Origin of the sequence: Delftia sp. WSY_12 (genome assembly GCF_043104645.1) — a bacterium.
GTDB lineage: Bacteria > Pseudomonadota > Gammaproteobacteria > Burkholderiales > Burkholderiaceae_C > Comamonas > Comamonas tsuruhatensis.
This window is the reverse complement of sequence record NZ_JBICKW010000024.1, coordinates 399,459-424,641: the sequence shown is the minus strand read 5'-3', so window position 1 is coordinate 424,641 and position 25,183 is coordinate 399,459. Positions and strand designations below refer to the sequence as shown.

General features: G+C 66.8%; 22 protein-coding genes. 5 read left to right on the top strand and 17 right to left on the bottom strand.

Annotated elements, in window-relative coordinates; translation table 11 throughout:
- Window positions 1-361 precede the first annotated feature (361 nt).
- The 7 genes from gshB to ACF8LI_RS16790 all read right to left on the bottom strand — a co-directional run bounded on the left by gshB (window position 362) and on the right by ACF8LI_RS16790 (window position 10,240).
- The gene (gene gshB / locus ACF8LI_RS16820; protein ID WP_016454229.1) at window positions 362-1,312 is read right to left on the bottom strand and encodes a glutathione synthase; all 951 of its coding nucleotides are present in this window, start codon (window positions 1,310-1,312) and stop codon (window positions 362-364) included.
- A 79-nt stretch (window positions 1,313-1,391) separates the two neighbouring features.
- The gene (locus tag ACF8LI_RS16815) at window positions 1,392-2,573 is read right to left on the bottom strand and encodes a benzoate/H(+) symporter BenE family transporter (RefSeq protein ID WP_017404050.1); all 1,182 of its coding nucleotides are present in this window, start codon (window positions 2,571-2,573) and stop codon (window positions 1,392-1,394) included.
- A 50-nt stretch (window positions 2,574-2,623) separates the two neighbouring features.
- The gene (locus ACF8LI_RS16810) at window positions 2,624-4,492 is read right to left on the bottom strand and encodes a potassium transporter Kup (RefSeq protein ID WP_026062036.1); all 1,869 of its coding nucleotides are present in this window, start codon (window positions 4,490-4,492) and stop codon (window positions 2,624-2,626) included.
- A gap of 97 nt (window positions 4,493-4,589) precedes the next feature.
- On the bottom strand, window positions 4,590-5,885 hold the full coding sequence (gene gshA, locus ACF8LI_RS16805; RefSeq protein WP_012207794.1) for a glutamate--cysteine ligase: 1,296 nt from the start codon (window positions 5,883-5,885) through the stop codon (window positions 4,590-4,592).
- Between the two features lie 81 nt (window positions 5,886-5,966).
- Window positions 5,967-7,433 carry a TrkH family potassium uptake protein gene (locus ACF8LI_RS16800; protein WP_046238748.1) on the bottom strand — a complete coding sequence of 489 codons (1,467 nt, stop codon included), beginning with the start codon at window positions 7,431-7,433 and terminating at the stop codon, window positions 5,967-5,969.
- 9 nt (window positions 7,434-7,442) lie between these two features.
- Complete coding sequence (trkA, locus tag ACF8LI_RS16795; protein WP_016454226.1) at window positions 7,443-8,900, bottom strand: Trk system potassium transporter TrkA; 1,458 nt, start codon at window positions 8,898-8,900, stop codon at window positions 7,443-7,445.
- Window positions 8,901-8,959: 59 nt separating this feature from the next.
- Window positions 8,960-10,240 carry a glutamate-5-semialdehyde dehydrogenase gene (locus ACF8LI_RS16790; RefSeq protein WP_392413395.1) on the bottom strand — a complete coding sequence of 427 codons (1,281 nt, stop codon included), beginning with the start codon at window positions 10,238-10,240 and terminating at the stop codon, window positions 8,960-8,962.
- 178 nt (window positions 10,241-10,418) lie between these two features.
- On the opposite strand from ACF8LI_RS16790, the gene ACF8LI_RS16785 reads away from it, so the two are divergent.
- Window positions 10,419-10,721, top strand: a complete 303-nt coding sequence (locus ACF8LI_RS16785) for a hypothetical protein (RefSeq protein WP_016447204.1) — start codon at window positions 10,419-10,421, stop codon at window positions 10,719-10,721.
- Between the two features lie 10 nt (window positions 10,722-10,731).
- Here the strand turns inward: ACF8LI_RS16785 and holA are convergent, their stop codons facing one another.
- The 3 genes from holA to leuS are packed head-to-tail and all read right to left on the bottom strand — an operon-like array spanning window position 10,732 to window position 15,076.
- Window positions 10,732-11,784, bottom strand: coding sequence for a DNA polymerase III subunit delta (gene holA / locus ACF8LI_RS16780; RefSeq protein ID WP_392413393.1), 1,053 nt, complete (start codon window positions 11,782-11,784; stop codon window positions 10,732-10,734).
- Between the two features lie 5 nt (window positions 11,785-11,789).
- On the bottom strand, window positions 11,790-12,296 hold the full coding sequence (lptE, locus tag ACF8LI_RS16775) for an LPS assembly lipoprotein LptE (RefSeq protein WP_012207799.1): 507 nt from the start codon (window positions 12,294-12,296) through the stop codon (window positions 11,790-11,792).
- A 44-nt stretch (window positions 12,297-12,340) separates the two neighbouring features.
- A complete protein-coding gene (leuS, locus tag ACF8LI_RS16770; RefSeq protein ID WP_392413391.1) occupies window positions 12,341-15,076 on the bottom strand; it encodes a leucine--tRNA ligase in 2,736 nt (911 codons plus the stop codon).
- 351 nt (window positions 15,077-15,427) lie between these two features.
- On the opposite strand from leuS, the gene ACF8LI_RS16765 reads away from it, so the two are divergent.
- Entirely contained in the window at window positions 15,428-16,642 is a 1,215-nt protein-coding gene (locus tag ACF8LI_RS16765) for a mechanosensitive ion channel family protein (protein WP_016447208.1), read from the top strand.
- A 43-nt stretch (window positions 16,643-16,685) separates the two neighbouring features.
- Here the strand turns inward: ACF8LI_RS16765 and ACF8LI_RS16760 are convergent, their stop codons facing one another.
- From ACF8LI_RS16760 to ACF8LI_RS16745, 4 genes are all read right to left on the bottom strand, one after another.
- Entirely contained in the window at window positions 16,686-17,165 is a 480-nt protein-coding gene (locus ACF8LI_RS16760) for a biopolymer transporter ExbD (RefSeq protein ID WP_016447209.1), read from the bottom strand.
- A 24-nt stretch (window positions 17,166-17,189) separates the two neighbouring features.
- Window positions 17,190-17,921 (bottom strand): MotA/TolQ/ExbB proton channel family protein, encoded by a 732-nt coding sequence (locus tag ACF8LI_RS16755; RefSeq protein WP_213757687.1) that lies wholly within the window; start codon window positions 17,919-17,921, stop codon window positions 17,190-17,192.
- Window positions 17,922-17,951: 30 nt separating this feature from the next.
- The gene (gene dapB, locus ACF8LI_RS16750) at window positions 17,952-18,788 is read right to left on the bottom strand and encodes a 4-hydroxy-tetrahydrodipicolinate reductase (protein ID WP_016454221.1); all 837 of its coding nucleotides are present in this window, start codon (window positions 18,786-18,788) and stop codon (window positions 17,952-17,954) included.
- A 124-nt stretch (window positions 18,789-18,912) separates the two neighbouring features.
- Complete coding sequence (locus tag ACF8LI_RS16745) at window positions 18,913-19,461, bottom strand: outer membrane protein assembly factor BamE (RefSeq protein WP_016447212.1); 549 nt, start codon at window positions 19,459-19,461, stop codon at window positions 18,913-18,915.
- Window positions 19,462-19,617: 156 nt separating this feature from the next.
- Here ACF8LI_RS16745 and fur point away from each other — a divergent pair, with 156 nt between their 5' ends.
- From fur to ACF8LI_RS16730, 3 genes are all read left to right on the top strand, one after another.
- Window positions 19,618-20,043, top strand: coding sequence for a ferric iron uptake transcriptional regulator (gene fur / locus ACF8LI_RS16740; RefSeq protein ID WP_013804774.1), 426 nt, complete (start codon window positions 19,618-19,620; stop codon window positions 20,041-20,043).
- Between the two features lie 144 nt (window positions 20,044-20,187).
- A complete protein-coding gene (locus ACF8LI_RS16735; RefSeq protein WP_392413389.1) occupies window positions 20,188-21,765 on the top strand; it encodes a DUF1800 domain-containing protein in 1,578 nt (525 codons plus the stop codon).
- Window positions 21,766-21,781: 16 nt separating this feature from the next.
- Entirely contained in the window at window positions 21,782-22,996 is a 1,215-nt protein-coding gene (locus tag ACF8LI_RS16730; protein ID WP_392413387.1) for a DUF1501 domain-containing protein, read from the top strand.
- Here the strand turns inward: ACF8LI_RS16730 and sigJ are convergent, their stop codons facing one another.
- From sigJ to ACF8LI_RS16715, 3 genes are all read right to left on the bottom strand, one after another.
- Complete coding sequence (sigJ, locus tag ACF8LI_RS16725) at window positions 22,997-23,920, bottom strand: RNA polymerase sigma factor SigJ (RefSeq protein WP_047219249.1); 924 nt, start codon at window positions 23,918-23,920, stop codon at window positions 22,997-22,999.
- 70 nt (window positions 23,921-23,990) lie between these two features.
- Window positions 23,991-24,491 (bottom strand): NUDIX hydrolase, encoded by a 501-nt coding sequence (locus ACF8LI_RS16720; protein ID WP_017407282.1) that lies wholly within the window; start codon window positions 24,489-24,491, stop codon window positions 23,991-23,993.
- A gap of 102 nt (window positions 24,492-24,593) precedes the next feature.
- Window positions 24,594-25,136 carry a GNAT family N-acetyltransferase gene (locus ACF8LI_RS16715; RefSeq protein WP_016447217.1) on the bottom strand — a complete coding sequence of 181 codons (543 nt, stop codon included), beginning with the start codon at window positions 25,134-25,136 and terminating at the stop codon, window positions 24,594-24,596.
- Between the last annotated feature and the right edge of the window lie 47 nt (window positions 25,137-25,183).

The following is a 25,183-nucleotide window of genomic DNA, read 5'->3' as shown; positions in this document are numbered from 1 at the left end:
GCTTCAAAGAGCCGAGTTCTAAAGAACTTGGCTGTTCGCCTCAAACGCCCACGCTTATCGGCTGTATATTTTTAAGGATCGAAGCAAAGAATTTTTTCCTTGCTTCTGACTTGCTGCGATCAGCGAAGCCTTGAATTCTAGCACAGTTTTTAGCGTCGTTGCAATCAAATTTCTTCGATTTTTTCAACACCAGCGATCTGCATCGCTCTCTTCAGCAGAGCCTTGCATTGTAGCACGTTTTTTAACGGTCTTACAAAACTCTGGAAGCTTCACTTTTCAGACATTTGCGTGTCATCGAGTGCAGGGGCGCAATTCTAGCACCAAAACTTGGCGGATGACTGGCGTCATCCGCCAAGTTTTTTCAAGCCGCCGCCAAGGCCTGTTCCAGAGCGTCGACGAAGAGGCTGGCCACGTCGCAGCCGGTCTGGTCATGGATCTCCTGGAAGCAGGTGGGGCTGGTCACATTGATCTCGGTGATGCACTGGCCGATGACATCGACACCGGCCAGCAGCAGTCCACGCTCCATGAGGAGGGGGCCGATCTCTTCGGCCATGGCCTTGTCGTGCTGGCTCAGAGGCTGGGCCACGCCCTTGCCGCCCGCTGCCAGGTTGCCGCGCACTTCGTTGCCCTGGGGAATGCGTGCCAGGCAATAGGGAACAGGTTTGCCGCCGATGACGAGCACACGCTTGTCGCCCTCGGTGATCTCGGGCAGAAATTTCTGCACCATGACGCTGCTGGCACCGCCCTGGTTCAGGGTTTCGATGATGCTGCCCAGGTTGCGGCCGTCGGCGCCCACGCGGAAGATGCCCATGCCGCCCATGCCGTCCAGCGGCTTGAGGATGATGTCCTGATGCTCTTCATGGAAGGCGCGGATGTCCTGCGCGCTGCGCGTGACCAGGGTCGGGCCGATGAATTGCGGGAATTCGAGGATGGCCAGCTTTTCCGGATGGTCTCGCAACGCCCTGGGCTTGTTGAATACCTTTGCGCCTTCGCGCTCGGCCTGTTCCAGCAGGTGCGTGGAGTAGAAGTATTCGGAATCGAAGGGCGGGTCCTTGCGCATGAGGATGGCATCGAAGCCCGCCAGCTCCTCCAGGCCTTCCTTAGAGATTTCAAACCACTGCCGGGCGTCTCCCGTGAGCTGGATGTGCCGCACCTGGGCGACGACCTTGCCGCCGCGCTGCCAGGAAAGCTGCCTGGGTTCGCAGGCCACGATGGAGTGGCCGCGCCGCTGCGCCTCGCGCATCATGGCGAAGGTGGTGTCCTTGTAGGTCTGGAACGATTCGAGCGGATCGGCGACGAAGAGGATTTGCATGGGTTGTGTGCAGAAGGCGGCGGCCCGTGCCTCGCCTGTATGGGAGGCGGAAGTGGGGTGCCCGGGCCTGGGCCGCGTATCAGTCAGCCCGTGCACGTCGGTAATGTTGCACAAATAGCGCCAGGCTGCCCGCGACCACGCCCCAAAACGCCGAGCCGACTCCGGCTATCACCACGCCGCTGAGCGTCACCAGAAAGGTGATCAACGCAGCCTCCCTGTGTTCCTCCCCCTTGAGAGCTGTCGCCAGGCCGCTGCCTATGGAGCCCAGCAGGGCCAGTCCCGCAATGCAGACCACCAGTTCCTTGGGGAAGGCGGTGAGCAGTCCCGTGACCACGGCGCCGAAGATGCCTATGACTATATAGAAGAGGCCACAGATCGCCGCCGCCGTGTAGCGGCGGGATTTGTCCTCATGGGCCTCGGGGCCCATGCAGATGGCAGCGGTGATGGCACTGAGGTTGAGCGCGTAGCCGCCGAAGGGGGCCAGCACCAGGGTGGCGATGCCCGTCATGCTGATGATGCGGGAGATGGGCAGGTCGTAGCCCGTGGCACGGATGACGGCCACGCCGGGCAGGTTCTGCGAGGCCATGGTGACGACGAACAGGGGCAAGGCCAGGCTCACCAGGGCGGGCACCGAGAACTGCGGCATGGTGAAGACTGGCCAGGCAAGGCCTGCATGCACGGCGGACCATTGCATTTGCCCGTTGAGCGCCACCCAGGCGATGGAGGCCACCAGCGTGGCGATGACCGCATAGCGCGGTGCCAGGCGGCGCGACAGCAGATAGGTCAGCAGCATGACCAGCACCAGGGGCAGCGCATCCCTGGCGGCGGCAAAGGCCTGCATGCCGAAGTTGGCCAGTACGCCCGCCAGGAGGGCGGCAGCGATTTCCATGGGGATGCGGTTCATGACGCGCTCGAACCAGCCTGTGGCTCCCACCAGGATGATCAGCCCCGCGCTGATGATGAAGGCGCCAACGGCCTCGCCCATGGAAAAGCCCCCGGCAAGCCCTGCCGTGGCAAGGACGGCTGCGCCTGGCGTGGACCAGGCGACCATGACCGGCATGCGCAGTATCAGCGAGGGCAGCAGAGAGCACAGGCCCATGCCCAGTCCCAGCGCCCAGATCCAGGACGTGATCTGCTCGGGCGTGGCATGGAAGGCCTGGGCGGCCTGAAAGACCAGGGCCACCGAGCTGGTGAAGCCCACGAGCACGGCCACGAAGCCGGCTGCGAAGGCAGAGGGACTCAAGTCACGGAAAAAGCGCATCGCGCGATTCTGTCACCACAGCCGCCGACCGTGCGATGCGCTGGCGACGCCTACAGCTCGATCTTGGAGCCCAGCTCCACCACGGAGTTGCTGGGCAGGTGCAGGAAGTCGGAGACACGGCTGGCGTTGCGGTGCATCTGGGCGAACAGCTTTTCGCGCCAGGGCGCCATGCGGTGGCTGATGCGCGGGATGATGACATCGCGCGACAGGAAGTAGCTGGTCTCCATGGCGTCGAGCTGGCAACCCCGGGGGCGCAGCAGGGACAGTGCCGCCGGCACGTCCGGTTCGTTCTTGAAGCCGTAGTTGATGATGACCTGCCAGCAGTCGCTGCCCAGCGCCTCGATCTCGGTGCGCTTGTCCAGGCCCACCCAGGGAATTTCATGGTTGCGCACCGTGACGAAGATGTTCTGGTTGTGCAGCACCTTGTTGTGCTTGAGGTTGTGCAGCAGGGCGTTGGGTACGGTGCCCGGTTCGCCGGAAAGAAAGACGGCCGTGCCCGTCACGCGCGCCGGCGGATGGCGCCAGACCGATTCGAGGAAGCTCTTGAGGTCGATGGCATCGGCCTGCAGCTTTTCGTGCAGCAGCTCGCGGCCCTTGCGCCAGGTCATCATCAGCGAGAACACCGTGCCGCCAATCAGCAGCGGGAACCAGCCGCCGTCGAACAGCTTGAGCAGGTTGGACGAGAAGAAGGCCAGGTCCACCAGGAAAAAGAATCCGGTGGCCGCGATGCACAGGGCCAGCGGGTAGTTCCAGCGGTAGCGGATCACGAAGAAGGTCAGCGTGGTGGTGATCAGCATGTCCAGCGTGACCGCAATGCCGTAGGCGGCCGCCAGGTTGCCGCTGGAGCGGAACAGCACCACGGCCAGCGCAATCGCCACGAACAGGCTCCAGTTGACCAGGGGCATGTAGATCTGGCCGGTCTCGCGCACGCTGGTGTGGCGCACTTCCAGGCGCGGCAGATAGCCCAGCTGTATGACCTGGCGCGTGACGCTGAAGGCGCCCGTGATCAGGGCCTGCGAAGCGATGACCGTGGCCATGGTGGCCATCAGCACCAGGGGCAGCAGCGCCCAGGCCGGGGCCATCATGTAGAAGGGATTCTTCACGGCGGCCGGGTTGGCCAGCAGCAGCGCACCCTGGCCGAAGTAATTGAGCGTGAGGGCAGGCATGGCCACGGAGAACCAGGCCAGGCGGATGGGCTTCTTGCCGAAGTGGCCCAGGTCGGCGTAAAGCGCCTCCGCCCCGGTCACGCACAGCACGACGGCGCCCAGGATGATGAAGCTGGTGCCGGGGTTGTCCCAGATGAAGCGCACTGCGAAGTGCGGGCTGATGGCCGCCAGGATTTCGGGATGGCCCGCGATCTGGTGCACGCCCAGCGCTGCGATGGTGGCAAACCAGACCAGGGTGATGGGGCCGAAAAACCGACCGATCCCCGCCGTGCCGTGCTTCTGGAACCAGAAAAGCAGGAAGAGGATCACCAGGGTCAGCGGGATCACGGCCTTGGTGAAGTGCGGAGAGACCACTTCCAGGCCTTCGACAGCCGAGAGCACGGAGATGGCCGGCGTGATCACGCCATCACCATAGAACAGCGAAGTGCCGAAGATGCCGATGAGCAGCAGCACGTTGCGCAGGCGGGGCTTGTCCTTGACGGTCTGCGAGGCCAGGGCCAGCATGGCGACCAGGCCGCCTTCGCCGTTGTTGTCGGCACGCAGCACCAGGACCACGTACTTGAGCGAGACGATGACCGTCAGGGTCCAGAACAGCAGCGACAGGACGCCGTAGATGTTCTCCTGGGTGAACGGCACATGGCCGGAGCCGAAGACCTCCTTGACCGAATACAGCACGCTGGTGCCGATATCGCCATAGACCACGCCGATGGCGCCCAGGGTGAGCGCGGCCAACGAAGATTTGGTTTTCTGCACAGGTCTATGCGCCATCCCGTGGGGAGATGGCTTCAGTCAATTGAAATGCCGGCATTGTCCGCTGTCCTGATGACGAGCGCATCGGACAGCACCCCGATCAGTCGTAGATTTCCGCGTTGGGGTTGGTCGCCTCCAGCTCATAGCTGGCCGCCAGCATGGCGACCCGGGCCACCACGCCATACATGTAGAAGCGGTTGGGCATGCTGGCACCCGGGCGCGCGCCGATCTGGGGCAGCTGGGTGCTGTGCTGGAAGGCCAGCGGCACGAAGCCGGCTCCGGGCGCGTTGAGGTTTTCGTCCACATCGCGTTCGGGATGCATGCGGTAGAAGCCGCCGACCACGTAGCGGTCCATCATGTAGACCACGGGCTCGGCCACGGCGTTGTTCATGCGCTCCTGGGTGAGCACGCCTTCCTGGATGATCACGTCGTGCACGGTCTGGCCGTCCTTGATCATGCCCATCTTGTTGCGGCTCTTGCGCGGCAGCTCGGCCAGCTCCTTGGCATCGCGCACGGTCATCACGCCCATGCCATAGGTGCCGTTGTCGGCCTTGACGATGGCAAACGGCTTTTCCTTGATGCCGTACTCCTTGTACTTGCGGCGCACCTTGGCCAGCAGCACATCGACCTGTTCGGCCAGGCCTTCCATGCCCACGCCATTGGCGAAGTCGATGCCTTCGCTGCGCCCGAACAGCGGGTTGATCAGCCAGGGATCGATGCCCAGCAGCTTGCCGAAGCGCTTGGCCACTTCCTCATAGCTCTGGAAATGGCGGCTCTTGCGGCGCACGCTCCAGCCTGCATGCAGGGGGGGCAGCAGGTATTGCTCGTACAGCTCCTCGACGATGCCCGGGACGCCGGACGACAGGTCGTTGTTGAGCAAGATGGTGCAGGGATCGAAATCCTTGAGACCGATGCGGCGCTTGCTGCGGATCACCGGCTCCAGCGTCACCGTGTCGCCATGCGGCAGGGTGACGGTGGTGGTCTTCTTCACATCGGGGCTGATGGAGCCGATGCGCACGTTCAGACCGGCCATGTTGAAGATGCGCTTGAGCTGCACCACGTTGGCCAAGTAGTGCGTGTTGCGCGTGTGGTTCTCGGGAATGATGAGCAGATTGCGCGCTTCGGGGCAGATCTTCTCGATCGCCGCCATGGCCGCCTGTACGGCCAGCGGCAGCATTTCGTCGGTCAGGTTGTTCCAGCCCCCGGGGAAGAGGTTGGTGTCCACGGGTGCGAGCTTGAAACCGGCGTTGCGGATGTCCACCGAGCAATAGAAAGGCGGCGTGTGTTCCATCCATTCGAGCCGGAACCAGCGCTCGATCGCCGGCATGGAGTCGAGGATGCGCTGCTCAAGCTCGTTGATCGGGCCGGTCAGGGCCGTGATGAGATGTGGAACCATAAAGACCCTCTGGGTACGACGGTGGGGGGCAATTGTAGAGATTGGACCATGGTCTAGGTGTTTTCCCCAGTCTTTGCAGCGTCAGCGGCGCCAGAAAGCCGGCGAAAGCAAGGCCATGAAGCTGAGGATTTCCAGGCGTCCCAGCAGCATGGCCAGGGTGCAGACCCAGGTCTGGAATTCGGTGAGCACAGCATAGTTGGAGGACGGGCCCACCGCGCCCAGGCCCGGCCCCATGCAGTGCACGCTGGCCAGCACGGCGGAGAAGGCGGTCACCGGGTCCAGGTCGGTGAGCAGCAGCACCATGCTGAGTGTGATCACGGTGGCGCCATAGACCAGCATGAAGGCCAGCACCGAGAAGATCATGCGGTTGTCCACCACGCCGGTGCCCAGCCGCACGGGCTGCAAGGCGCGCGGATGCGCGAGCCGCGTGAGTTCACGCCGCGCCTGCTTGAGCAGGATGAGCATGCGCACCATCTTGATGCCGCCGCCCGTGGAGCCCGCACTGGTGGCCACACCCGACATCAGCAGCATGAGCACGGGCGCAAAGACGGGCCAGGTCAGGTAGTCCACCGTGGTGAAGCCGGTCGTCGTGGCCACCGAGACCACATGGAAGAGACCGTAGCGCAGGGCCTCCACGGGCCCGTACACGCCCTTGGCCCATAGCAGCAGCGCCACGATCAGCCCGCCTCCCAGCAGCACGGCCAGCGTGGCGCGCATTTCCGGATCGCGCCAGAAGCCGTCCCAGCGGCCCTTGCGCATGGCCACGAAGTACAGCGCGAAGTTGCAGCTGGCCAGCAGCATGAAGACCAGGGCAGTCAGTTCGATCAACGGCGAGTCGAAATACGCAAAGCTGGCGTCATGCGAGGACAGGCCACCGAGGCTGACGGTGGCGAACATGTGCATCAGCGCATCCAGCGGCGACATGCCTGCCGCCCAGAAGGCCAGCAGACAGGCCAGCGAGAACACGCCGTACACGCCCCACAGGCCCTTGGCGGTCTCGGTCACGCGCGGCGTCAGCTTGGTGTCCTTGATGGGGCCAGCGGCTTCGGCACGGAACAGCTGGGCGCCCCCCACGCCCAGCAGGGGCAGGATGGCCACGGCCAGGATCAGGATGCCCATGCCGCCCAACCATTGCAGGAAGGTGCGCCAGACATTGATGGACACGGGCAGCGCATCCAGCCCCGTGAGCACGGTGGCGCCGGTGGTCGTCAGGCCCGAGACGGCCTCGAAATAGGCATGGGTGAAGCTGATGCTCAGCCCCACATGGCCCATGCCCAGCACCAGAGGGAGCATGGCGCACAGCGGCAAAACCACCCAGACCAGGGTGACGAGGATGACGCCGTGGCGCGGCTGCAGCTCGCGCCGGAAGTGGTCCAGGCCTATCCACAGCGACAGCCCCGCAGCCGCCGTGATGCCGATGGCCCAGGGGTAGATGCGCCAGATGCCGTCGTCAGTGAACCAGGACACTGCAAAGGGCAGCAGCATGGACAGCGCAAACATGACCATGAGCATGCCAAGCACGCGCAGGACGGGTAACAGGTCGCGCATGGTGTCGGCTCAGAAGAAGGTGGCGCTGACGCGAAACAGGTTCTCCACGTCCCGTACCAGCCGCTTGTGGGGCAGGAAGAAGATCACGTGGTCGCCGCTCTCGATCACGGTGGTGCTGCGCGGGATGATGACCTCGGGCTCGGCACCGGCCGCGATTTCGTCGGCCGGCACGCCTTCGGGTATGCCGCGCACGATGAGGCCGATGTGGGCATCCTCGGGCACGCGCAGGTCCTCGACCTTGCGGCCGACCACGCGCGAGCTTTTGCGGTCGCCGCGCGCCACGATCTCCAGCGCCTCGGCCACGCCCCGGCGCAGGCTGTGCACGGCCTGCACGTCGCCGCGGCGCACATAGGCCAGCAGTTCGCCAAGCATGGCCTGGGCCGGCGACAGCGCAATGTCGATCTGCGTGCCGTGCATCAGGTCGGCGTAGGCACGCCGCGTGATCAGCGACAGCACGCGCCGCGCGCCCATGCGTTTGCCCAGCAGGCTGGCCATGATGTTGTTCTCATCGTCGTCGGTCAGGGCCAGGAACAGGTCCACGTCCTCCACGCTTTCATCGGCCAGCAGGTCCTCGTCGGTGGCATCGCCGTGCAGCACCAGCACCTCGGCCGGCAGCAGCGAGGCCAGGTCCTGGCAGCGCTGCTCGTCGGGCTCGATGATCTTGATGTGGAAGCGGCCCGGCACGCGCGACAGCTGCAGCGCCAGGCGCTGGCTGACCTGGTCACCGCCGGCGACCATGATGCGGTAGACCGGGCGCGAAGGCCGGCCGGCAGGCTGGTGGATGGCACGCAGCACCTCGGCCACATGCTCGCGCGCGGCCAGGATGAAGACCTCGTCGCCGGGCTCGATGCGCGTGTTGCCGTCGCAGCGGACGAAGCGGTCGGGCTCGTCCAGGAAACGCCGGTAGATGGCCACGATGCGCATGGCCAGCTCGGGCATGCAGTCGCGCAGCTCGCCGATGTGCTTGCCGACGGCGGGGGCGCCGTCGCGCGCGCGCACCGAGGCCAGTGCGGCCCGCCCGCCCGCGAAGGCACGCACCTGCATGGCTTCGGGAAACTCGATGAGCTTGCTGATGTAGTTGGTCAGCGATTCCTCGGGGCAGATGATGCGGTCGACGCCAAAGCCTTCCTTGCCCAGCAGCGCCTCGTCCTCGCCAAAGCCCGAGGAGCGCACGCGCGCGATGCGTGTGGGAATCTCGAACAGGACCTGGGCCAGCTTGCAGCACACAAGGTTGGTTTCGTCGAGCGCGGCGCAGGCGATCAGCAGGTCCGTGTCCTTGGCGCCAGCCTCGGCCAGCACATGGGGATCGATGCCGCTGCCCACGACGCCACGCAGGTCGAAGCGCGACTCCAGCTCGCGCAGGCGCCGTGCGTCGGTGTCGATCACCGTGATGTCGTTGCGTTCGGACACCAGGCTTTCTGCCACGCTGTAGCCCACACGGCCGGCGCCAAGAATGATGATTTTCATGGATTCATTGCAGTGCTGCGGTGCCGGCGCGGGGCATTCCGGCGCGCAGCACGGCTCGGTCAGGTGCGGACTTCGCCTTCACCCAGCACCACGTATTTGAGCGAGGTCAGACCTTCGATGCCCACAGGACCGCGCGCATGGAACTTGTCGGTGCTGATGCCGATTTCCGCGCCCAGGCCGTACTCGAAGCCGTCGGCAAAGCGCGTGCTGGCGTTGACCATGACGCTGGCCGAATCCACTTCGCGCAGAAAGCGCTGGGCGTGCATATGGTCGCGCGTCAGGATGGCGTCCGTGTGGTGGCTGGAGTAGCGGTTGATGTGGGCGATGGCCTCGTCCACACCGGACACGATCTTGACGCTGATGATGGGCGCCAGGTATTCCTCGCTCCAGTCCTGCTCGGTGGCCTCGGCCAGTTGAGCACCGGCCACAGACTTCAGGATGGCCAGCGATTCGGGGCAGCCGCGCATCTCCACGCCCTTGGCGGCGTAGATGGCGCCGATCTTCGGCAGGAATTCGGCGGCCACGCCGCGCGCCACCAGCAGGCTTTCACTGGCATTGCAGGGGCTGTACTTGTTGGTCTTGGCGTTGTCGGCCACCTTGACGGCCATGGCGATGTCGCAGGGATCATCGACATAGGTGTGGCAATTGCCGTCCAGGTGCTTGATGACGGGCACCTTGGCCTCGCGGCTGATGCGCTCGATCAGGCCCTTGCCGCCGCGCGGGATGATGACGTCCACGTAGTCGGGCATGGCGATGAGCTGGCCCACGGCCTCGCGGTCCGTGGTCTGCACCAGCTGCACGCCGTGCCCGGGCAGGCCGGCTTCGGCCAGCGCCCTGGCGACGAGGGCCGCCAGCGCCTTGTTGGAGTCGATGGCCTCGGAGCCGCCGCGCAGGATGCAGGCGTTGCCGCTCTTGATGCTGAGGCTGGCCGCCTCGATGGTCACGTTGGGGCGGCTTTCGTAGATCATGCCGAACACGCCGATCGGCACACGCATCTGGCCTACGCGGATGCCGCTGGGCATTTGCTTCATGCCGATGATCTCGCCGATCACATCGGCCATGGAGGCCAGCTGCTCACATCCCTGGGCACAGGTTTCCAGCACCTTGGGCGTCAGGCGCAGGCGGTCCACCATGGGAGCGGACAGGCCGTTGGCCACGGCGCGTTCGAGGTCACGGGCGTTGTCGGTCTGCAACGGCTCCACGTTCTCCCGCAGCAGGCGCGCCAGCGCCAGCAGGGCGCGGCTTTTGACGGCAGCCGAGGCTCGGGCCATCTGGGCGGAGGCCACTTTGGCCTGAACGCCCAGGTTGTGGGTGTATTCGACGATATTGAGCGCGTTCATTCCGAGATTCTCGCCGAGTTGCGCCCATTTGCGCACCGAGAGCGGGCATGCCCCGCGCCAACATGCGGCTGGGATGCGTCCTCGCACGGCCACCAGAGGGCAAACCCCGCGTTCCGGCGGCCGGCAGGATGTCGCGGCCACCCTACACTGCTGCCCAGTACGCAGAGGTTTTCCCGCCATGTCCACCAGCCACGACACTCTTCTCGCCGCCCAGCAGCTCGCACAGTTGCGCGCGGGCTTCGCCCAACTGGCACAGCAGCAGCTGCCGGCCGCCGTGCTCGGGCAGCAGGCCAGGGCTTCCTCGGAGTTGCTGCAGGCCCTGCCGCCGCGCTACGGCGAAGTGCTGCTCAATCTGCTGGACCGATTGGAGTCCAGCGCGCTGTTCAGCGAGGAAAGCTGCTCCTTCAGCCAGAAGGACCTGCTGGACAACCTCGAGACCTGGGCCACCAAGGCCCAGGCGCAGCTGGAAAAGACGAGCTAGGAACGGTACGTCAGCCCTTGGCGCCGGCCTGGGCCAGGTCCATGGCCAGGCGGCGCAGGGCCTGCCAGCCGTCGCGGGGCCAGCCCTCGAAGGCCAGGCCCTTGACGATGCCGTCCACCGCGTGGGCCGATTGCAGCAGGCGCGCGGCCTGGGCGTCGGTGATGCGCGGCAGCAGGCGCTCGAACAAACGCTCCTTGACGCCCCAGACGCGCTGGGCGCGCAGGGCCATGGGCAGGGGCTGACCTGCGGCCATGGCGTCCTTGACGCGGCAGATGGAGCGGATGTCCTCGGCCAGGGTCCAATGCACCAGCACCTCGGCCGTGCCCTCGGCCTGCAGGCCGTCGAGCATGCGCGAGACGCGCGCCAACTGGCCGGACAGCACGGCCTCGGACAGCTTGAACACGTCGTAGCGCGCCACATTGAGCACTGCCTGCTCCACCTGCGCCTGGCTCAGCTCGCCGGCGGGGTGCAGCAGGGCCAGTTTCTGGATCTCCTGGTGTGCGGCCAGCAGGTTGCCCTCGACCCGGTCGGCAAAGAACTGCAGCGTGCGCTGGCCTTCCTCGCCGGGTGCCACGCGCTGGCCCTGGGCTGCCAGGCGCTGGGCAATCCAGGCCGGCAGCTGGCCGCGCTCTATGGGATCGATCTGCAGCGTCATGCCCTGGGCTTCCAGCGCGCTGAACCAGGCGCCGGTCCTGGTGGCCTTGTCCAGGCGCGGCAGCATGACCAGGGTGAGCGTGCTGTCATTGCCGCGCGCCGCCTCGGCGATCTGCTGCAGCGCGGCGCCGCCGTCCTTGCCGGGCTTGCCCGAGGGAATGCGGATCTCGATGATCTGCCGATCGGCAAACAGCGACAGCGAGCCACCGGCCGCCAGCACGGCGCTCCAGTCGAAATGGGCGCCGGCCACGGTGTAGCTGCTGCGCTCGGTGTAGCCCGCGGCGCGCGCGGCGGCACGGATGGCGTCGGCAGCCTCCTGCTGCTGCAGCGGCTCGTCGCCGTGCAGCACATAGAGCGGGCGCAGGCCCTTGGCCAGATGGCCGCCGAGCTGGTTCAGGGCAAGCTGCATGGGGCTCAGGTCAGGCTCTTGACGGCGGCCAGACGGCGCAGCAACTGCTGCACGATGTCGGTGCGCATGTCCTTGTAGAGCATGGCTTCTTCGGCTTCCTTGGACAGCGCGTTGGTTTCGTTGTACGTCACATCGCGCTGCTGCAGGATTTCGGTCTCGGGAATCGGCTCGTCGCCATTGGGCGTGCGCAGCTTGAAGCGCACGCGCAGGCGCAGCTGCAACTCGCGCACCTGGCCCAGCGCGTTCATGCCGACGATGACCCGCTCCTGCCGCTCGCTGACGATCTGGAAGATCGCTTCGGCATCGTCGGGCGATGCCGGATCCCGCAGCACGGTCAGCTTGTCGCTGGCACTGGCCAGATTGCGCGACAGCTCCCGCGCTACCGGAGAGCCACGGCCCGCCTGGATGTACAGCGAGCGGAACACGAAGGTCGGCACCCCCCGCAGGCGAAAGCCGCAGGCCCCCAGCAGCGGAGCCAGGGCAAGGGCGGTGAGCAGGGTACGTTTTTGCATGCTTGGTTCCTTGCGGGCGCCGGGCAGGCCCGGCGCCCAGGGGGTCAGACCACGACGTTGACCAGGCGGCCAGGCACCACGATCACCTTCTTGGGCACGGCACCGTTGGTGAACTTCTGGCATTCCTCGTTGGCCAGGGCGATGCGCTCGATCTCGGCCTTGTCGGCCGTCGAGGACACCAGGATGGCCCCGCGCAGCTTGCCGTTGACCTGCAGCACCAGAGAGATCTCGTCCTGCACCAGCGCCTGGGGATCGACCTGGGGCCAGGGCGCATCCAGCACGTCGCCCAGGTGGGCGGCGTAGCCCAGCTCGCTCCACAGCGCATGGGCCAGGTGGGGCGTGGCCGGGTAGAGCACGCGCAGCAGGATGCCGAAGCCTTCGATCAGCGCCACCTGGGCGCCCGCGTCGTCGTGGGACTTGAAGTCCTCCAGCGCGTTGATCATCTTCATGGCGCCCGAGACCACGGTGTTGTACTGCATGCGCTGGTAGTCGTACTCCACCTGCTTGAGCACGGTGTGGATCTCCAGGCGCAGCGCCTTGGCGGCCTTGCCGAATGCCACGTCGTCCAGCGACTTGGCGCCGGCCACGCTCTGCACGGCGCCGGCCATGTCCATCTGCGACAGTTTGGCGCCGAAGTTGTAGACGCGGCGCAGGAAGCGGTAGCTGCCTTCGACGGCGGCATCGTTCCACTCCAGCGTCAGCTCGGGCGGCGCGGTGAACATGGTGTACAGGCGCGCGGTGTCGGCGCCGTACTTCTCGATCAGCTCCTGCGGATCGATGCCGTTGTTCTTGGACTTGGACATGGTGCCCACGCCCTCGTAGTCGATGTCCGTGCCCACGGGCAGCAGGCCATCGGCGCTGTCCACCTCGGCCTTGAGCTTGGCGCCCACGATCTTGCCGGTCTCGTCGAACACATGCTCGACATCCTTGGGCCAGAAGTACTCCTTGGCACCCTTGGCCGTGCGGCGGCTGTAGATGTGGTTGAGCACCATGCCCTGGGTCAGCAGCTTGGTGAAGGGCTCATCGACCTTGACCAGGCCCAGGTCACGCATGACCTTGGTCCAGAAGCGCGCGTACAGCAGGTGCAGGATGGCGTGCTCGATGCCGCCGATGTACTGGTCCATGCCGCTGCCGCCGGTGGCGGCATTCTGGTCCCGCATCCAGTACTCGGCGCCTTCCGCCACCATCTGCTCGCTGTTCCTGGCGTCGCAATAGCGCATGAAGTACCAGGACGAGTCCACGAAGGTGTCCATGGTGTCGGTCTCGCGGCGCGCGCTCTTGCCGCAGCAGGGGCAGACCACGCCGGCGTGGAAGGCTTCGCTCTTGACCAGGGGGTTGCCCGAGCCATCGGGCACCAGGTCCTGGGGCAGGACCACGGGCAGGTCCTTGGCGGGCACGGGCTGGGCGCCGCAGTCCTCGCAGTGGATGATGGGAATCGGCGTGCCCCAGTAGCGCTGGCGGCTCACGCCCCAGTCGCGCAGGCGCCAGGTGGTTTTCTTCTCGCCAAGGCCCTTGGCGGCCAGCAGTTCGGCCACCTTGTCCACGGCTGCCCCATGGGGCAGGCCGTCGAGTTCGCCGGATTCGATGCAGACAGCGCGCTGCTTGTCGCCGTACCAGTCGGCCCATGCCTCGGTGCTGAAGGTCTCGCCCTCGACCGCGATGACCTGGCGGATGGCGATGCCGTACTTCTTCGCAAAGGCGAAGTCGCGCTCGTCATGCGCGGGCACGCCCATGACGGCGCCGTCGCCGTAGCTCATGAGCACGTAGTTGCCGACCCAGACCTCGACCTGGGCACCCGTCAGCGGATGGGTGACGAACAGGCCCGTGGGCAGGCCTTCCTTTTCCTTGAGCGCGAGTTCGGCCTCGGTGGTGCCGCCCTTCTTGCATTCTTCGATGAAGGCCGCGAGCTTGGGCTGCGATGCCGCGGCATGCTGGGCCAGCGGGTGCTCGGGCGCCACGGCGCAGAAGGTCACGCCCATGATGGTGTCGGCGCGCGTGGTGAACACGTACAGGCGCCCGTCCTGGATGGGCTGGCCGTCGGCGCCACGGATGTCGTGGGTGAAGGCGAAGCGCACGCCCGCGCTCTTGCCGATCCAGTTTTCCTGCATCAGGCGCACTTTTTCAGGCCAGCCGGTCAGCGTGGCCTTGTCGCCGCCCACCTGGACATGGTCCAGCAGCTCCTGGGCGTAGTCGGTGATCTTCAGGTAGTAGCCTGGGATTTCGCGCTTTTCGACCGGCGCGCCCGTGCGCCAGCCCCGACCGTCGATGACCTGCTCGTTGGCCAGCACGGTCTGGTCCACCGGGTCCCAGTTCACGATCTGGGTCTTGCGGTAGGCAATGCCCTTTTCCAGCATCTGCAGGAACAGCCACTGGTTCCACTTGTAGTAGTCGGGATCGCAGGTGGCCACTTCGCGGCTCCAGTCGATGGCCAGACCCATCGCCTGCATCTGCTTTTTCATGTAGCCGATGTTGTCGTAGGTCCACTGCGCAGGCGGCACCTTGTTCTTGAGCGCCGCGTTCTCGGCCGGCAGGCCGAAGGCATCCCAGCCCATGGGCATGAGGACGTTGTAGCCCTTCATGCGCAGCTGGCGCGCCAGCATGTCGTTGATGGTGTAGTTGCGCACATGGCCCATGTGCAGCTTGCCGCTGGGGTAAGGCAGCATGGAGCAGGCGTAGAACTTGGGCTTGGCCTGGTCTTCGGTCACGCGGTAGGCGTCGCGGGCGGACCAGTGGTCTTGCGCTGCGCGCTCAACGTCGATGTGGTTGTATTTCTCTTGCATGGTGCTGCGGCCCCAAGGGCCGGACAAGGTGGCCGGACGAGCCGGATGGCCGGAATCAACCGACGATTTTAGGGCCCCGGCCCGCCGGTGCCGCAAGCAGCCCACAAGCCCGCAGACGGTACTGCGCCATCAGCACCCGGTTGCCCGGCCGCCGCGCGGGGAAAAGCCGCGCTGCGTATGCTTGGCACCCTCTGTGGCAGTGCGCCGCAGACGTTCCGCCATCGCCAGCCCGGACTTGCGCAGGAACGGATACGGACATCCCGGGCATGCCGCCATCGCGCGGCAGGTTTTTCCGCGCCCTGGAGTTTTCTCTTGCTGAACTGGTCTTTGATTTCCGGCTGGGATCCCGTCATGCAGGCCCTGGCTGCGCTGTGCGCGCTGGTGCTGCTGGCCCGCTCCGCGGGTTTTGTCGTGCAATGGCTGCTGTTGCGCGTGCTGCCGCGCATGCGCAGCACGCTGGTGGAGATGGAGTGGGCCCAGGTGCTGCTGCACGACAGCGTGCTGCAGCGGCTGGCCAAGGCCGTGCCTTCGCTGGTCATGCAGTCCGGCGTGCAGGCCATACCGCAGCTGCAGCCGCAGTGGGCCACCCTGATCCTGAACCTGGCCATCGCCTGCACCATCTACCACGTGGCCCGCGTGATCAGCGCCCTGCTCAATGCCATGAACGAGGCGCACGACCTCAAGGAAGAGCGCAAGGCCACGCAGGCGCACTCGATCAAGAGCTATGTGCAGCTGGGCAAGCTGCTGGTGTTCCTGATCGCCATCGTGCTCATCGTCGCCACCCTGGTGGACCGCTCGCCGCTGCTGCTGCTGTCCGGCCTGGGCGCGGCCTCGGCCGTGCTGATGCTGATCTTCAAGGACACCATCATGTCCTTCGTGGCCGGCGTGCAGCTGGGCTCCAACGACATGCTGCGCGTGGGCGACTGGATCGAGATGCCCCAGGTCGGCGCCGACGGCTTCGTGATCGACATCGCGCTGCACACGGTCAAGGTGCAGAACTGGGACAAGACCATCACCACCATTCCGACCTGGCGGCTGATGAGCGACAGCTACAAGAACTGGCGCGGCATGTTCGAGTCGGGCGGGCGCCGCATCCGCCGCTCGCTGCACATAGACGCCCACACCATCCGCCTGCTGACGGCAGAGCAGCGGCAGAAATTGTCTTTGCTCGAGCCCCTCAAGGACTATTGGAGCAGTGATGGCGGCCTGCGCATGGCCGATGCGCCGGCGGGCAGCGAGATGGCAGCGCAGCATCTGAGCAATCTGGCCGCGTTCAAGGCCTATGCATACGCCTACCTGCTGCGCCATCCGCACATCCACAAGACACCGAACATGTTCCTGCTGGTGCGCACCATGGAGCCTTCTCCCATGGGGGTGCCGCTGGAGCTGTTTTGCTACACCAGCACCACGGTCTGGGTGGAGTACGAGGCCATACAGGGCGCGATCTTCGATCACCTGATCGGCATGCTGCCGCTGTTCGGGCTCAGTCTGTACCAGCGCTCCTCGGACCATGGCCAGCATCTGCGGCTGGCGGGCAACGAGCGCTGGCCCGAAGGACAGGACTAGGTTCGCGGGCGCAGGCCCGGCGGCGCTTGAGCGCCTGATCGCTTCAGCGCCCGGCGCCGGTGGGACCCAGGACGGCTGCGGGTTTTCCATCCTGGTTTCGCGCCGGCTCGGCCACGAAGCCTATGCGCGTCAGCCCTGCCGCGTGGGCCCAGCCCATGAGTTCGGCCACGCGGCCATAGGGCACGGCCTGGTCGGCACGCAGTTGCAGTTCTGCCTGGGGGTTGCGCGCGCCGAGCTGAGCGAGGCGCTCACGCAGCGCATCCGCCGTGGCGGGCTGGCCCTGCATCCAGAGCGCGCCCTTCGCATCGACCTCCAGCAGCAGCGCATCGTCCTCGCCCGCGGCGGCCATGGGCTGGGTGCCCTGGGCCTGGGGCAATTGCACGCGCAGCGAGGCGGCCAGCATGGGTGCCGCGAGGATGAAGATGACGACGAGCACCAGCATCACATCCACCAGCGGGGTGACGTTGATGGCGTGCATGGGCTGGGAGGAGCTTTCCTTGCCGCTCAGTCGTCCAAAGGCCATGTGCGCTCCTGGCGAGCCGCCCCGTCAGGGCGCTTCCATGGGGCCGGCCGGCAGGCCGGCGACGGCCATGCCGTCATCGTGCTGCGCCTGCTCGGCCGGCTGGGTGCCGAACATGGCTTGCAGGTCATGGGCAAAGCCTTCCAGCAGGGCCTCCATCTGGGCCGCGGCCCGGCCCAGCAGGTTGTAGGCCAGCACGGCCGGCAGGGCCACGGCCAGTCCGGCCGCCGTCATCACCAGGGCCTCGCCCACCGGGCCGGCCAGTTGTTCGATGCCGATCTGCCCGCTGCCCGCCAGCGTGGCCAGCGCGTGGTGAATGCCCCAGACGGTGCCCAGCAGGCCGACAAAAGGTGCCGTGGCGCCCACCGTGGCCAACAGGGTCTGGCCCCATTGCAGCTGGTGGCTGGCCGATTGCAGCGCCTGGCGAAGCCCCCGCGTCAGGCGGACGGAATGCGCCGCGCGTCCCGCAAGCGCCAGGCCGCTGCCCATGGGTGCCAGCGCCTGTGTCACGGCCTCGGCCATGGGTGCCACCAGTTGCTGGCGATCCCCCTCGCCCATGCGGGCCTGGCCCGAGGCCAGGTCCGGCGCGCTCCAGAAGGCCGCAATGGCCTGGGGAACGCGGCGCCGGCTGGCGGCCATGAACCAGACCTTCCAGACGATGACCACCCAGCTGGCCACCGACAGCGCCAGCAGCAGCAGCGCCGTGCCGCGCGCGACGGCATCGCCTTGCTGCCACCAGAGCCAGAGTGGACCGCTCATGGTCTTACCTTGCCCGTGCTGCGAGCCTCGTCACAGGCCCAATACGGCGTACATGTCGTACTGGCCGCTGGTCTTGTCCGCCAGGAAGCGCGCGGCACGCAGGCTGCCCTGGGCATAGCCGGCACGGCTGCTGGACTTGTGCGAGATCTCGATGCGCTCGCCCGTGCCCGCAAACAGCACCGTGTGGTCGCCGATGATGTCGCCACCGCGCACGGTGGCAAAGCCGATGGTGTTGTCCTCGCGCGCACCGGTGTGGCCGAAGCGCTCGTAGACGGCGCGGTCGGCCAGCTTCGTGCCCTGGGCTTCGGCGATGACCTCGCCCATCTTGAGGGCGGTGCCCGAAGGCGCATCCACCTTGTGGCGGTGGTGGGCCTCGACGATCTCGATGTCGTAGCCGCTGGACAGGGCCTTGGCCGCCATCTCCAGCAGCTTGAAGGTCACGTTCACGCCCACGCTCATGTTGGGCGACAGCACCACGGCCGTGCGCTGGGCGTACTCGGCGATGCGGGCCTTTTGCTCGTCGCTGAAGCCCGTGGTGCCGATGACCAGCCTGACGCCCAGTTCGGCGCAGATGGCCAGGTGCTCCAACGTGCCCTCGGGGCGCGTGAAGTCGATCAGGCAGTCGGCCTTGGACAGCGCGGCGCGCACATCGCTTTCGATGACGATGCCGCTGGCCAGGCCCAGGAAGGCCGAGGGATCGGTGCCCAGCGCAGGGCTGTCGGGACGGTCCAGCGCGGCAGTCAGCGCAAGGTCATCGCTTTGCGCGATGGCCTCGATCAGCATGCGGCCCATGCGGCCGGAGGCGCCGGCCACGGCCACGCGCAGGCGCTGGTTGTTGCTGGAGGAAGTGGCGGTCGTGGCGTTCATGTCGGGAAAGAGATGCAAAGGCTCAATGCGTGGAAAGTGGACTGCCCGGGCGCACGGCAGGCACCGCGGCAGCCGCCATCCACGGAAAAACGCCCGCATGCCTTGCGGCGCGCGGGCGGCGATATCAGCGGGCGCCGGGCTCCAGTGGCGGATAGCTGGCCGCCGCGGGCGGCGGCTCGGCGGCCACGGGCTCTTCGACCGGCTTGGCAGCGGGGAACTTGGACAGCTGCTCCTCGCTGGCTTCCAGCTGAGGAATCTTGCCCAGCTTCTTCTTGGAGCCCAGGCTGGCGACGAATTCGGCCTCGGTGGGCATCTCGTCGCCTTCGGAGCGGGCGAACAGGTCGCCGTTGAAGAAGACGGTCAGCTTGCGCACCTGGGAATCGACGCCGGGACGCTTGATGGTGAACACATATTCCCAGCGGTCGGCGTGGAATACGCTGGTGACCAGCGGCGTGCCGAGGATGTCACGCACCTGCTGGCGGCTCATGCCGGGCTGCAGGGCCTCGACCTGTTCGCGGGAGACGAAGTTGCCTTGGACGACCTCGACCTTGTAGGGAGTGACGACATTGGCGACTCGGTGCGCGGCGCCATCGAGGCTGCTGCAGCCTGCCAGCGCCACCCCGATCAACAGCATCAGGGCCGCACTGGCGCGGCAACGGGCTTGAACATGCATTGGTATCAGCATAGGGATATGATCGTGGATCATTGTAGCGGCTGGTCCCCGGGGCTTGCGATCATGCGACGCCCCTGGCACCAGGGCCATTTTGTTCGCCGTCCCGCACCTGCCGTGGTGGCAGCCCAGCGGGCAGTCTCTGCCAAAGACCCAGACATGAAGAACATCGACGAACTCAAGAGTACCGGCCTGAAGGCCACGCTGCCCCGCCTGAAGATCCTGGAGATCTTCCAGACGGGTGCGCAACGCCACATGACGGCCGAAGACGTGTTCCGCGTGCTGCTGGACGAGCGTTCGGACATCGGCCTGGCCACGGTCTACCGCGTGCTCACGCAGTTCGAGCAGGCAGGCATCCTCATCCGCAGCAATTTCGAGAGCGGCAAGGCCGTCTACGAGCTCAATGAAGGCCAGCACCACGACCACTTTGTCTGCACCAGCTGCGGCAAGGTCGAGGAGTTCTACGATCCCGATATCGAAAAGCGCCAGAACCTGATCGCCAAGGCCAAGGGCTGGGTGATCCAGGACCATTCGATGGCCCTGTACGGACAGTGCGCTGAATGCGCAAGCCGGCCCAGCAAATAAGGCCGGGTCCCTCAGAAAAAGCGGAGTGTGGAGCACTCCGCTTTTTTTTTGCCTTTTACTTTTTGCTACCGGCGCTTTACAGGGCGAAGCACATGGGTGGAGGATGCTGGCGTCCAATGGATTTCCCCTACCCACCGAGACACCATGCGCCGCACTTCGCCGTTCGCCATCGCTCTCACTTTCTCCGCCATCGTCCTGGCCACAGGCTGTGCGCCCTTGCAGGCCCCGCCGTTGTCCGCAGCGGCCGCGCTGCAGGGAGTGGCCGAGGCACCGCTCACCGCCGCGCAGCGCCAGCAATGGCTGGACCGCGTCACCTGGGGCGCCACCGACAGCGAGGATGCGCAGCTGCAGCGCCTGGGCCTCAAGGCCTGGCTGGCCCGGCAACTGCAGCCGGGGCCTCAGCCGCTGCCTGCGCAGGCGCAGCAGCGCATTGATGGGCTGGGCATCAGCCAGCGCCCCATGGACCAGGTTCTGCTGGAGCTGGGCGACCAGCGCAAGGCCGTGCAGGACGCCGCATCGGCCGATGAAAAGGCCGCGCGGCAGCAGGCCTACCAGCGCACGCTGAACCAGCTGGGCAGCGATGCCCAGAAGCGCTTCGTGATCCGCGCGCTGTACTCGCCGGCACAGCTGCAAGAGCAGATGACCTGGTTCTGGATGAACCATTTCAGCGTCAGCCTGCGCAAGGCCGATATCCGCGCCTGGGTGGGCGACTACGAGGAGCAGGCCATACGCCCGCATGCGCTGGGCAGTTTCCGCAGCCTGCTGGAGGCCTCGCTGTGCCACCCGGCCATGCTGCGCTACCTGGACAACGCCAGCAATGCGGCGGGCCGCATCAACGAAAACTACGCGCGCGAGCTGCTGGAGCTGCACACCATGGGCGTGGGCAGCGGCTACACCCAGGCCGACGTGCAGGAGATGGCGCGCATCCTGACAGGCGTGGGCATCAATCTGCAGCCGGCCGGCACGGCGCCGCCGCGCATGCGCGGCGGGCGCCAGGGCGACTACCTGCGCTCGGGATTCTTCGAGTTCAATCCCAACCGGCACGACTACGGAGCCAAGACCTTCCTGGGCCAGCCCCTGCAGGCACGCGGCATGGCCGAGGTCCAGGAGGCGCTGGACCGCATCGTCGCCGCGCCGGCCACCGCGCAGTTCATCGCGCACAAGCTGGCGGTGTTCTTCATTGCCGACGATCCGCCGCCGGCCCTGGTGCAGCGCACGGCACAGGCCTTCACGCGCAGCCGGGGCGACATCGCAGCCACCGTGGCGGCGCTGCTGACCGATCCGGAGGCCGCGCGCTTTGGCCGCAAGTTCCGCGATCCGCTGCACTACGTGCTGGCCGCCACGCGGCTGTCGGTGGACCAGCGCGTGGCGGCCGACGTGGCGCCCGTGCTGGGCTGGATCAACCGGCTGGGCCAGAACCTCTACGCGCATGAGACGCCGGACGGCTATCCGCAGATGCAGTCCGACTGGGCCAGTTCGGGCCAGATGGCGGCACGCTTCGAGGTGGCGCGCCAGATCGCCACGCGCAGCGCCGTGCTGTTTCGCGCCGACCCCAAGGAGGCGCTGGAGAAGCCGCCCTACCCCATGCTGTCGGAACGGGCCAGCGTGCGCCAGCGCCTGCCCCAGTGGAGCCAGGCCACGCAGGCGGCACTGGCCCAGGCCCGCAATCCGGCGGACTGGAATACCTACTTCCTGTCCGCACCCGAGATGATGTTCCGCTGAACCCCGGAGACTTTCCATGCAGCGACGCCACTTCCTGACCATGGCATCGGCCCTGCCCTTTGCCGCCCACCTGGGCCGGCTGCAGGCGGCCGCCCTCCAGCCAGCCACGCCGCGCCTGCTGCTGGTGTTTCTGCGCGGTGCCTATGACTGCAACAGTCTGCTGGTGCCCACGCACAGCGACTTCTACTACGAGGCCCGTCCCAGCATTGCCATCCCCCGTCCCGGCGAGGCCGGCGGCGCGCTGGCGCTGGATGGCCGCTGGGGCCTGCACCCGATGCTGGAGGACAGCATCCATCCGCTGTTCCAGGCCGGCCAGGCCTGCTTCGTGCCCTTTGCAGGCACGCACGACCTGTCGCGCAGCCATTTCGAGACACAGGACTCCATCGAACTGGGCCAGGGCCTGGACGGGCGCCGCAGCTACCAGTCGGGCTTTCTGAACCGGCTGGCCCAGGTGCTGGGGCAGGACGGGCGGGGCCCGGTGTCGCCCATGTCGTTCACGCCCCAGTTGCCACTGCTGCTGCGTGGCAGCCTGCCGTCCGCCAACATGGCCCTGGCGTCCGTGGGCAAGGGCGGGCTGGACGATAGACGCAGCCAGGCCATTGCCGCCATGTACGCAGGCACTGCCCTGGGCACGGCCGTGCAGGAGGGCTTTGCCGTGCGCGATGCGGTGCAGCGCAGCGTGCAGGAAGAGATGGACCAGGCCGGGCGCGACGCCATCAGCGCGCGGGGCTTTGCGCTGGTGGCGCAGCGCATGGCGGCCCTGATGCGCGATCGCTTCGACCTGGGCTTTGTGGATGTGGGCGGCTGGGACACGCATGTGGCCCAGGGCGGCGCCACAGGCGCGCTGGCCGGACGGCTGGACGAGCTGGGCCGGGGCCTGGCCGGTTTTGCCCAGGAGATAGGTCCCGAGGCCTGGCGCCATACGGTGGTGGTGGTGATCAGCGAATTCGGCCGCACCTTCCGCGAGAACGGCAACAAGGGCACGGACCACGGCCACGGCACGACCTACTGGCTGCTGGGCGGCGGGCTGTCCGTGCGCGCGGGCGGTCGCATCGTGGGAGAGCAGGTCGAGGTCAACCAGAAAAACCTGTTCCAGAACCGCGACCATCCCGTGCTCAACGAGTACCGCGCCGTACTGGGCGGCCTGTTCCAGCGCATGTATGGACTGAGCCCCGCCCAGCTGCAGCGTGTCTTCGAAGGCGCGACGCCCCGCGACCTGCAACTCGTCTGACTACGGCAGCGCCTGCGGCGGCACTGGCACGCCGGACAGCTTGTCGGGATTGCGCAGCGTGTAGATGCGGCGGATCAGGCCGTCTTCGACCAGCAGCGTCTGCACGGATTCCAGCTCGCCGTCGATGCAGCGCAGCAGGCCCGGCAGGCCGTTGATGCGAGCCAGGTGCAGGGTCTGGCGCTGGCCGTTGCGCCGCATGCGGCGCGTGGTGGCGAAGTACAGCAGGGCCAGGCGCCGGCCGGTCTCCAGCACGCGGCCGAACGAGGGCACCTTGCCGCCGCCGTCGCTGATGAGTTCGGCATCGGGCGCGAACAGCGCCTGGATCTGCGCAAAGTCCCCACCCTGCACGGCCTGCGCAAAGCGCTGCAGCAGCGCGGCATGGGCCTCGGGCGGCGCCGCAAAGCGCGGGCGGCCGGCCTGAACATGGGTGCGGGCGCGGTGCACGAGCTGGCGGCAGGCGGCCTCGCTGCGGCCCAGGGCCTGGGCCACCTCGGCATAGTCGGCATCGAAGACCTCGCGCAGCAAAAAGGCGGCGCGCTCGTCGGGCGTGAGCTGCTCGAGCACGAACATCAGCGCCGTGGACACGTCGTGGGCACGCTCCAGCAGGTCTTCGGCCGAGGGTGCGGACTCCTCGGCCCAGGGCTGGACCAGGGGCTCGGGCAGCCAGAAGCCCTGGTAGTGCTCGCGCTCGGCGCGCAGGCGGCGCAGCCGGTCTATGGCCAGGCGCGTGGTCACGGAGACCAGCCAGGCCTCGGGCTGCTCTATGCCGGCGCGCTCGGCGCCATGCCAGCGCAGCCAGGCCTCCTGGACCAGGTCTTCGGCATCGGCGCGCTGGCCGAGCATGCGGTAGGCCAGGCCGAACAGGCGCGGGCGGTGGCGCTCGAACAGGGCCAGGGGATCGTCGGTGGCGGAGGAGGTCTGCATGCCATCAAGACGCGGGAGCGTGGCGTTGTGTGACAGACAGGGCCGGCATGGTGCTCGGTGCCTTGGTGACTCAGTGGGGCTGCGGAGCCTGCAGCACGCTGGGATCGGTGTGGATCAGCTCCAGCGGGTAGCGGCGGCCGGCCAGGTAGTCCTCTATGCTTTGCATCACCAGCGGACTGCGGTGCTGGGCGGTGCAGGCCTTGAGTTCGTCCAGCGTCATCCAGACCGTGCGGATGATGCCGTCGTCCAGCGGCTGGCCGGCCCGGAAGTCACCCAGCTCGCCCGTGAAGGCAAAGCGCAGATAGGTGATGTCGGAGCCGGTGCGCGTGCGAACGAAGCGGTTCAGGTAGACGCCGACCAGGGCCGTGGGCACGAAGTCGTGCGCCGTCTCCTCATCGACCTCGCGCACACAGGCGGTGATGGGCGACTCGGCAGGGTCGAGATGGCCGGCGGGGGTGTTGTAGCGCACGCCATCGGCCGTGTCTTCTTCCACCAGCAGAAAACGGCCATCGCGCTCAATGATGGCCGCCACAGTGACATTGGGTTTCCAGCGATCGGGCATGGCGCGCATTATGACCAGAGGCGGCCGGCCCGTCCCCGGCCAAAAACCCCATCACCGCGCCTTGCAGACCACCACGCGACACGGCGCCCTGTAGCGCCCCATAGCACCGCCCTACAGCGGCCGGGCCATGTACAGCGCACCGTCGCCGTAGCTCATCAGGCGCTGCTGCTGCAGCGGATCGGTCAACGCCTGCACGGCATAGCCATGGCGCTCCCAGTAGCCGCGCGAGCCCTGCACCGACACCAGGGCCGTGTGGCGCAGGCCCTCGGCGCGCGCCCGCTCCCACAGCGGCGCCAGCAGCGCACGGGCCAGGCCCTGGCCTGCGGCCTCGGGGTGCACGGCCATGTCGTGCAGGTACAGGGTGTCGGCCTGCTCGACGGCCTCGAAGTCACCGTGCAGCGGCGTGATCTTGGCCATGAGGCTGCGGTAGGCCGCGAGATAGGCGCGCACCCGGCCGCCCTGCTCCAGTGCCAGCGAGCAATGGGCCGTGCCGGCCAGGCGCCGCGCAAAGACCTCGCCGCTCTCGGCATAGTCCTCGCCATAGCAGGCCCGCTGGATGTCCAGCAGACCGGGCAGGTCGGCGGCGGTCAGTGCGCGGACATGGAAGCGGTCAGCGGCAGGCAAGGAAGAGGATGGAGAAGGCGAACAAGACATGGGCAGGACAGGCAGGTGCCGGAGACAGGCCGCCCAGGGTAAGCGAT

Coding starts and splice junctions, on each gene's coding strand:
- fur (WP_013804774.1), top strand. CDS start 19,618: ATGAAGAACATCGACGAACTCAAGAGTACCGGCCTGAAGGCCACGCTG.
- holA (WP_392413393.1), bottom strand. CDS start 11,784: ATGCAGCTTGCCCTGAACCAGCTCGGCGGCCATCTGGCCAAGGGCCTG.
- sigJ (WP_047219249.1), bottom strand. CDS start 23,920: ATGCAGACCTCCTCCGCCACCGACGATCCCCTGGCCCTGTTCGAGCGC.
- ACF8LI_RS16765 (WP_016447208.1), top strand. CDS start 15,428: ATGCAGGCCCTGGCTGCGCTGTGCGCGCTGGTGCTGCTGGCCCGCTCC.
- lptE (WP_012207799.1), bottom strand. CDS start 12,296: ATGCAAAAACGTACCCTGCTCACCGCCCTTGCCCTGGCTCCGCTGCTG.
- ACF8LI_RS16755 (WP_213757687.1), bottom strand. CDS start 17,921: ATGAGCGGTCCACTCTGGCTCTGGTGGCAGCAAGGCGATGCCGTCGCG.
- gshA (WP_012207794.1), bottom strand. CDS start 5,885: ATGGTTCCACATCTCATCACGGCCCTGACCGGCCCGATCAACGAGCTT.
- ACF8LI_RS16720 (WP_017407282.1), bottom strand. CDS start 24,491: ATGCGCGCCATGCCCGATCGCTGGAAACCCAATGTCACTGTGGCGGCC.
- ACF8LI_RS16760 (WP_016447209.1), bottom strand. CDS start 17,165: ATGGCCTTTGGACGACTGAGCGGCAAGGAAAGCTCCTCCCAGCCCATG.
- ACF8LI_RS16715 (WP_016447217.1), bottom strand. CDS start 25,136: ATGTCTTGTTCGCCTTCTCCATCCTCTTCCTTGCCTGCCGCTGACCGC.
- leuS (WP_392413391.1), bottom strand. CDS start 15,076: ATGCAAGAGAAATACAACCACATCGACGTTGAGCGCGCAGCGCAAGAC.
- ACF8LI_RS16735 (WP_392413389.1), top strand. CDS start 20,188: ATGCGCCGCACTTCGCCGTTCGCCATCGCTCTCACTTTCTCCGCCATC.
- ACF8LI_RS16785 (WP_016447204.1), top strand. CDS start 10,419: ATGTCCACCAGCCACGACACTCTTCTCGCCGCCCAGCAGCTCGCACAG.
- ACF8LI_RS16745 (WP_016447212.1), bottom strand. CDS start 19,461: ATGCATGTTCAAGCCCGTTGCCGCGCCAGTGCGGCCCTGATGCTGTTG.
- ACF8LI_RS16730 (WP_392413387.1), top strand. CDS start 21,782: ATGCAGCGACGCCACTTCCTGACCATGGCATCGGCCCTGCCCTTTGCC.
- ACF8LI_RS16815 (WP_017404050.1), bottom strand. CDS start 2,573: ATGCGCTTTTTCCGTGACTTGAGTCCCTCTGCCTTCGCAGCCGGCTTC.
- dapB (WP_016454221.1), bottom strand. CDS start 18,788: ATGAACGCCACGACCGCCACTTCCTCCAGCAACAACCAGCGCCTGCGC.
- ACF8LI_RS16790 (WP_392413395.1), bottom strand. CDS start 10,240: ATGAACGCGCTCAATATCGTCGAATACACCCACAACCTGGGCGTTCAG.
- gshB (WP_016454229.1), bottom strand. CDS start 1,312: ATGCAAATCCTCTTCGTCGCCGATCCGCTCGAATCGTTCCAGACCTAC.
- trkA (WP_016454226.1), bottom strand. CDS start 8,900: ATGAAAATCATCATTCTTGGCGCCGGCCGTGTGGGCTACAGCGTGGCA.
- ACF8LI_RS16800 (WP_046238748.1), bottom strand. CDS start 7,433: ATGCGCGACCTGTTACCCGTCCTGCGCGTGCTTGGCATGCTCATGGTC.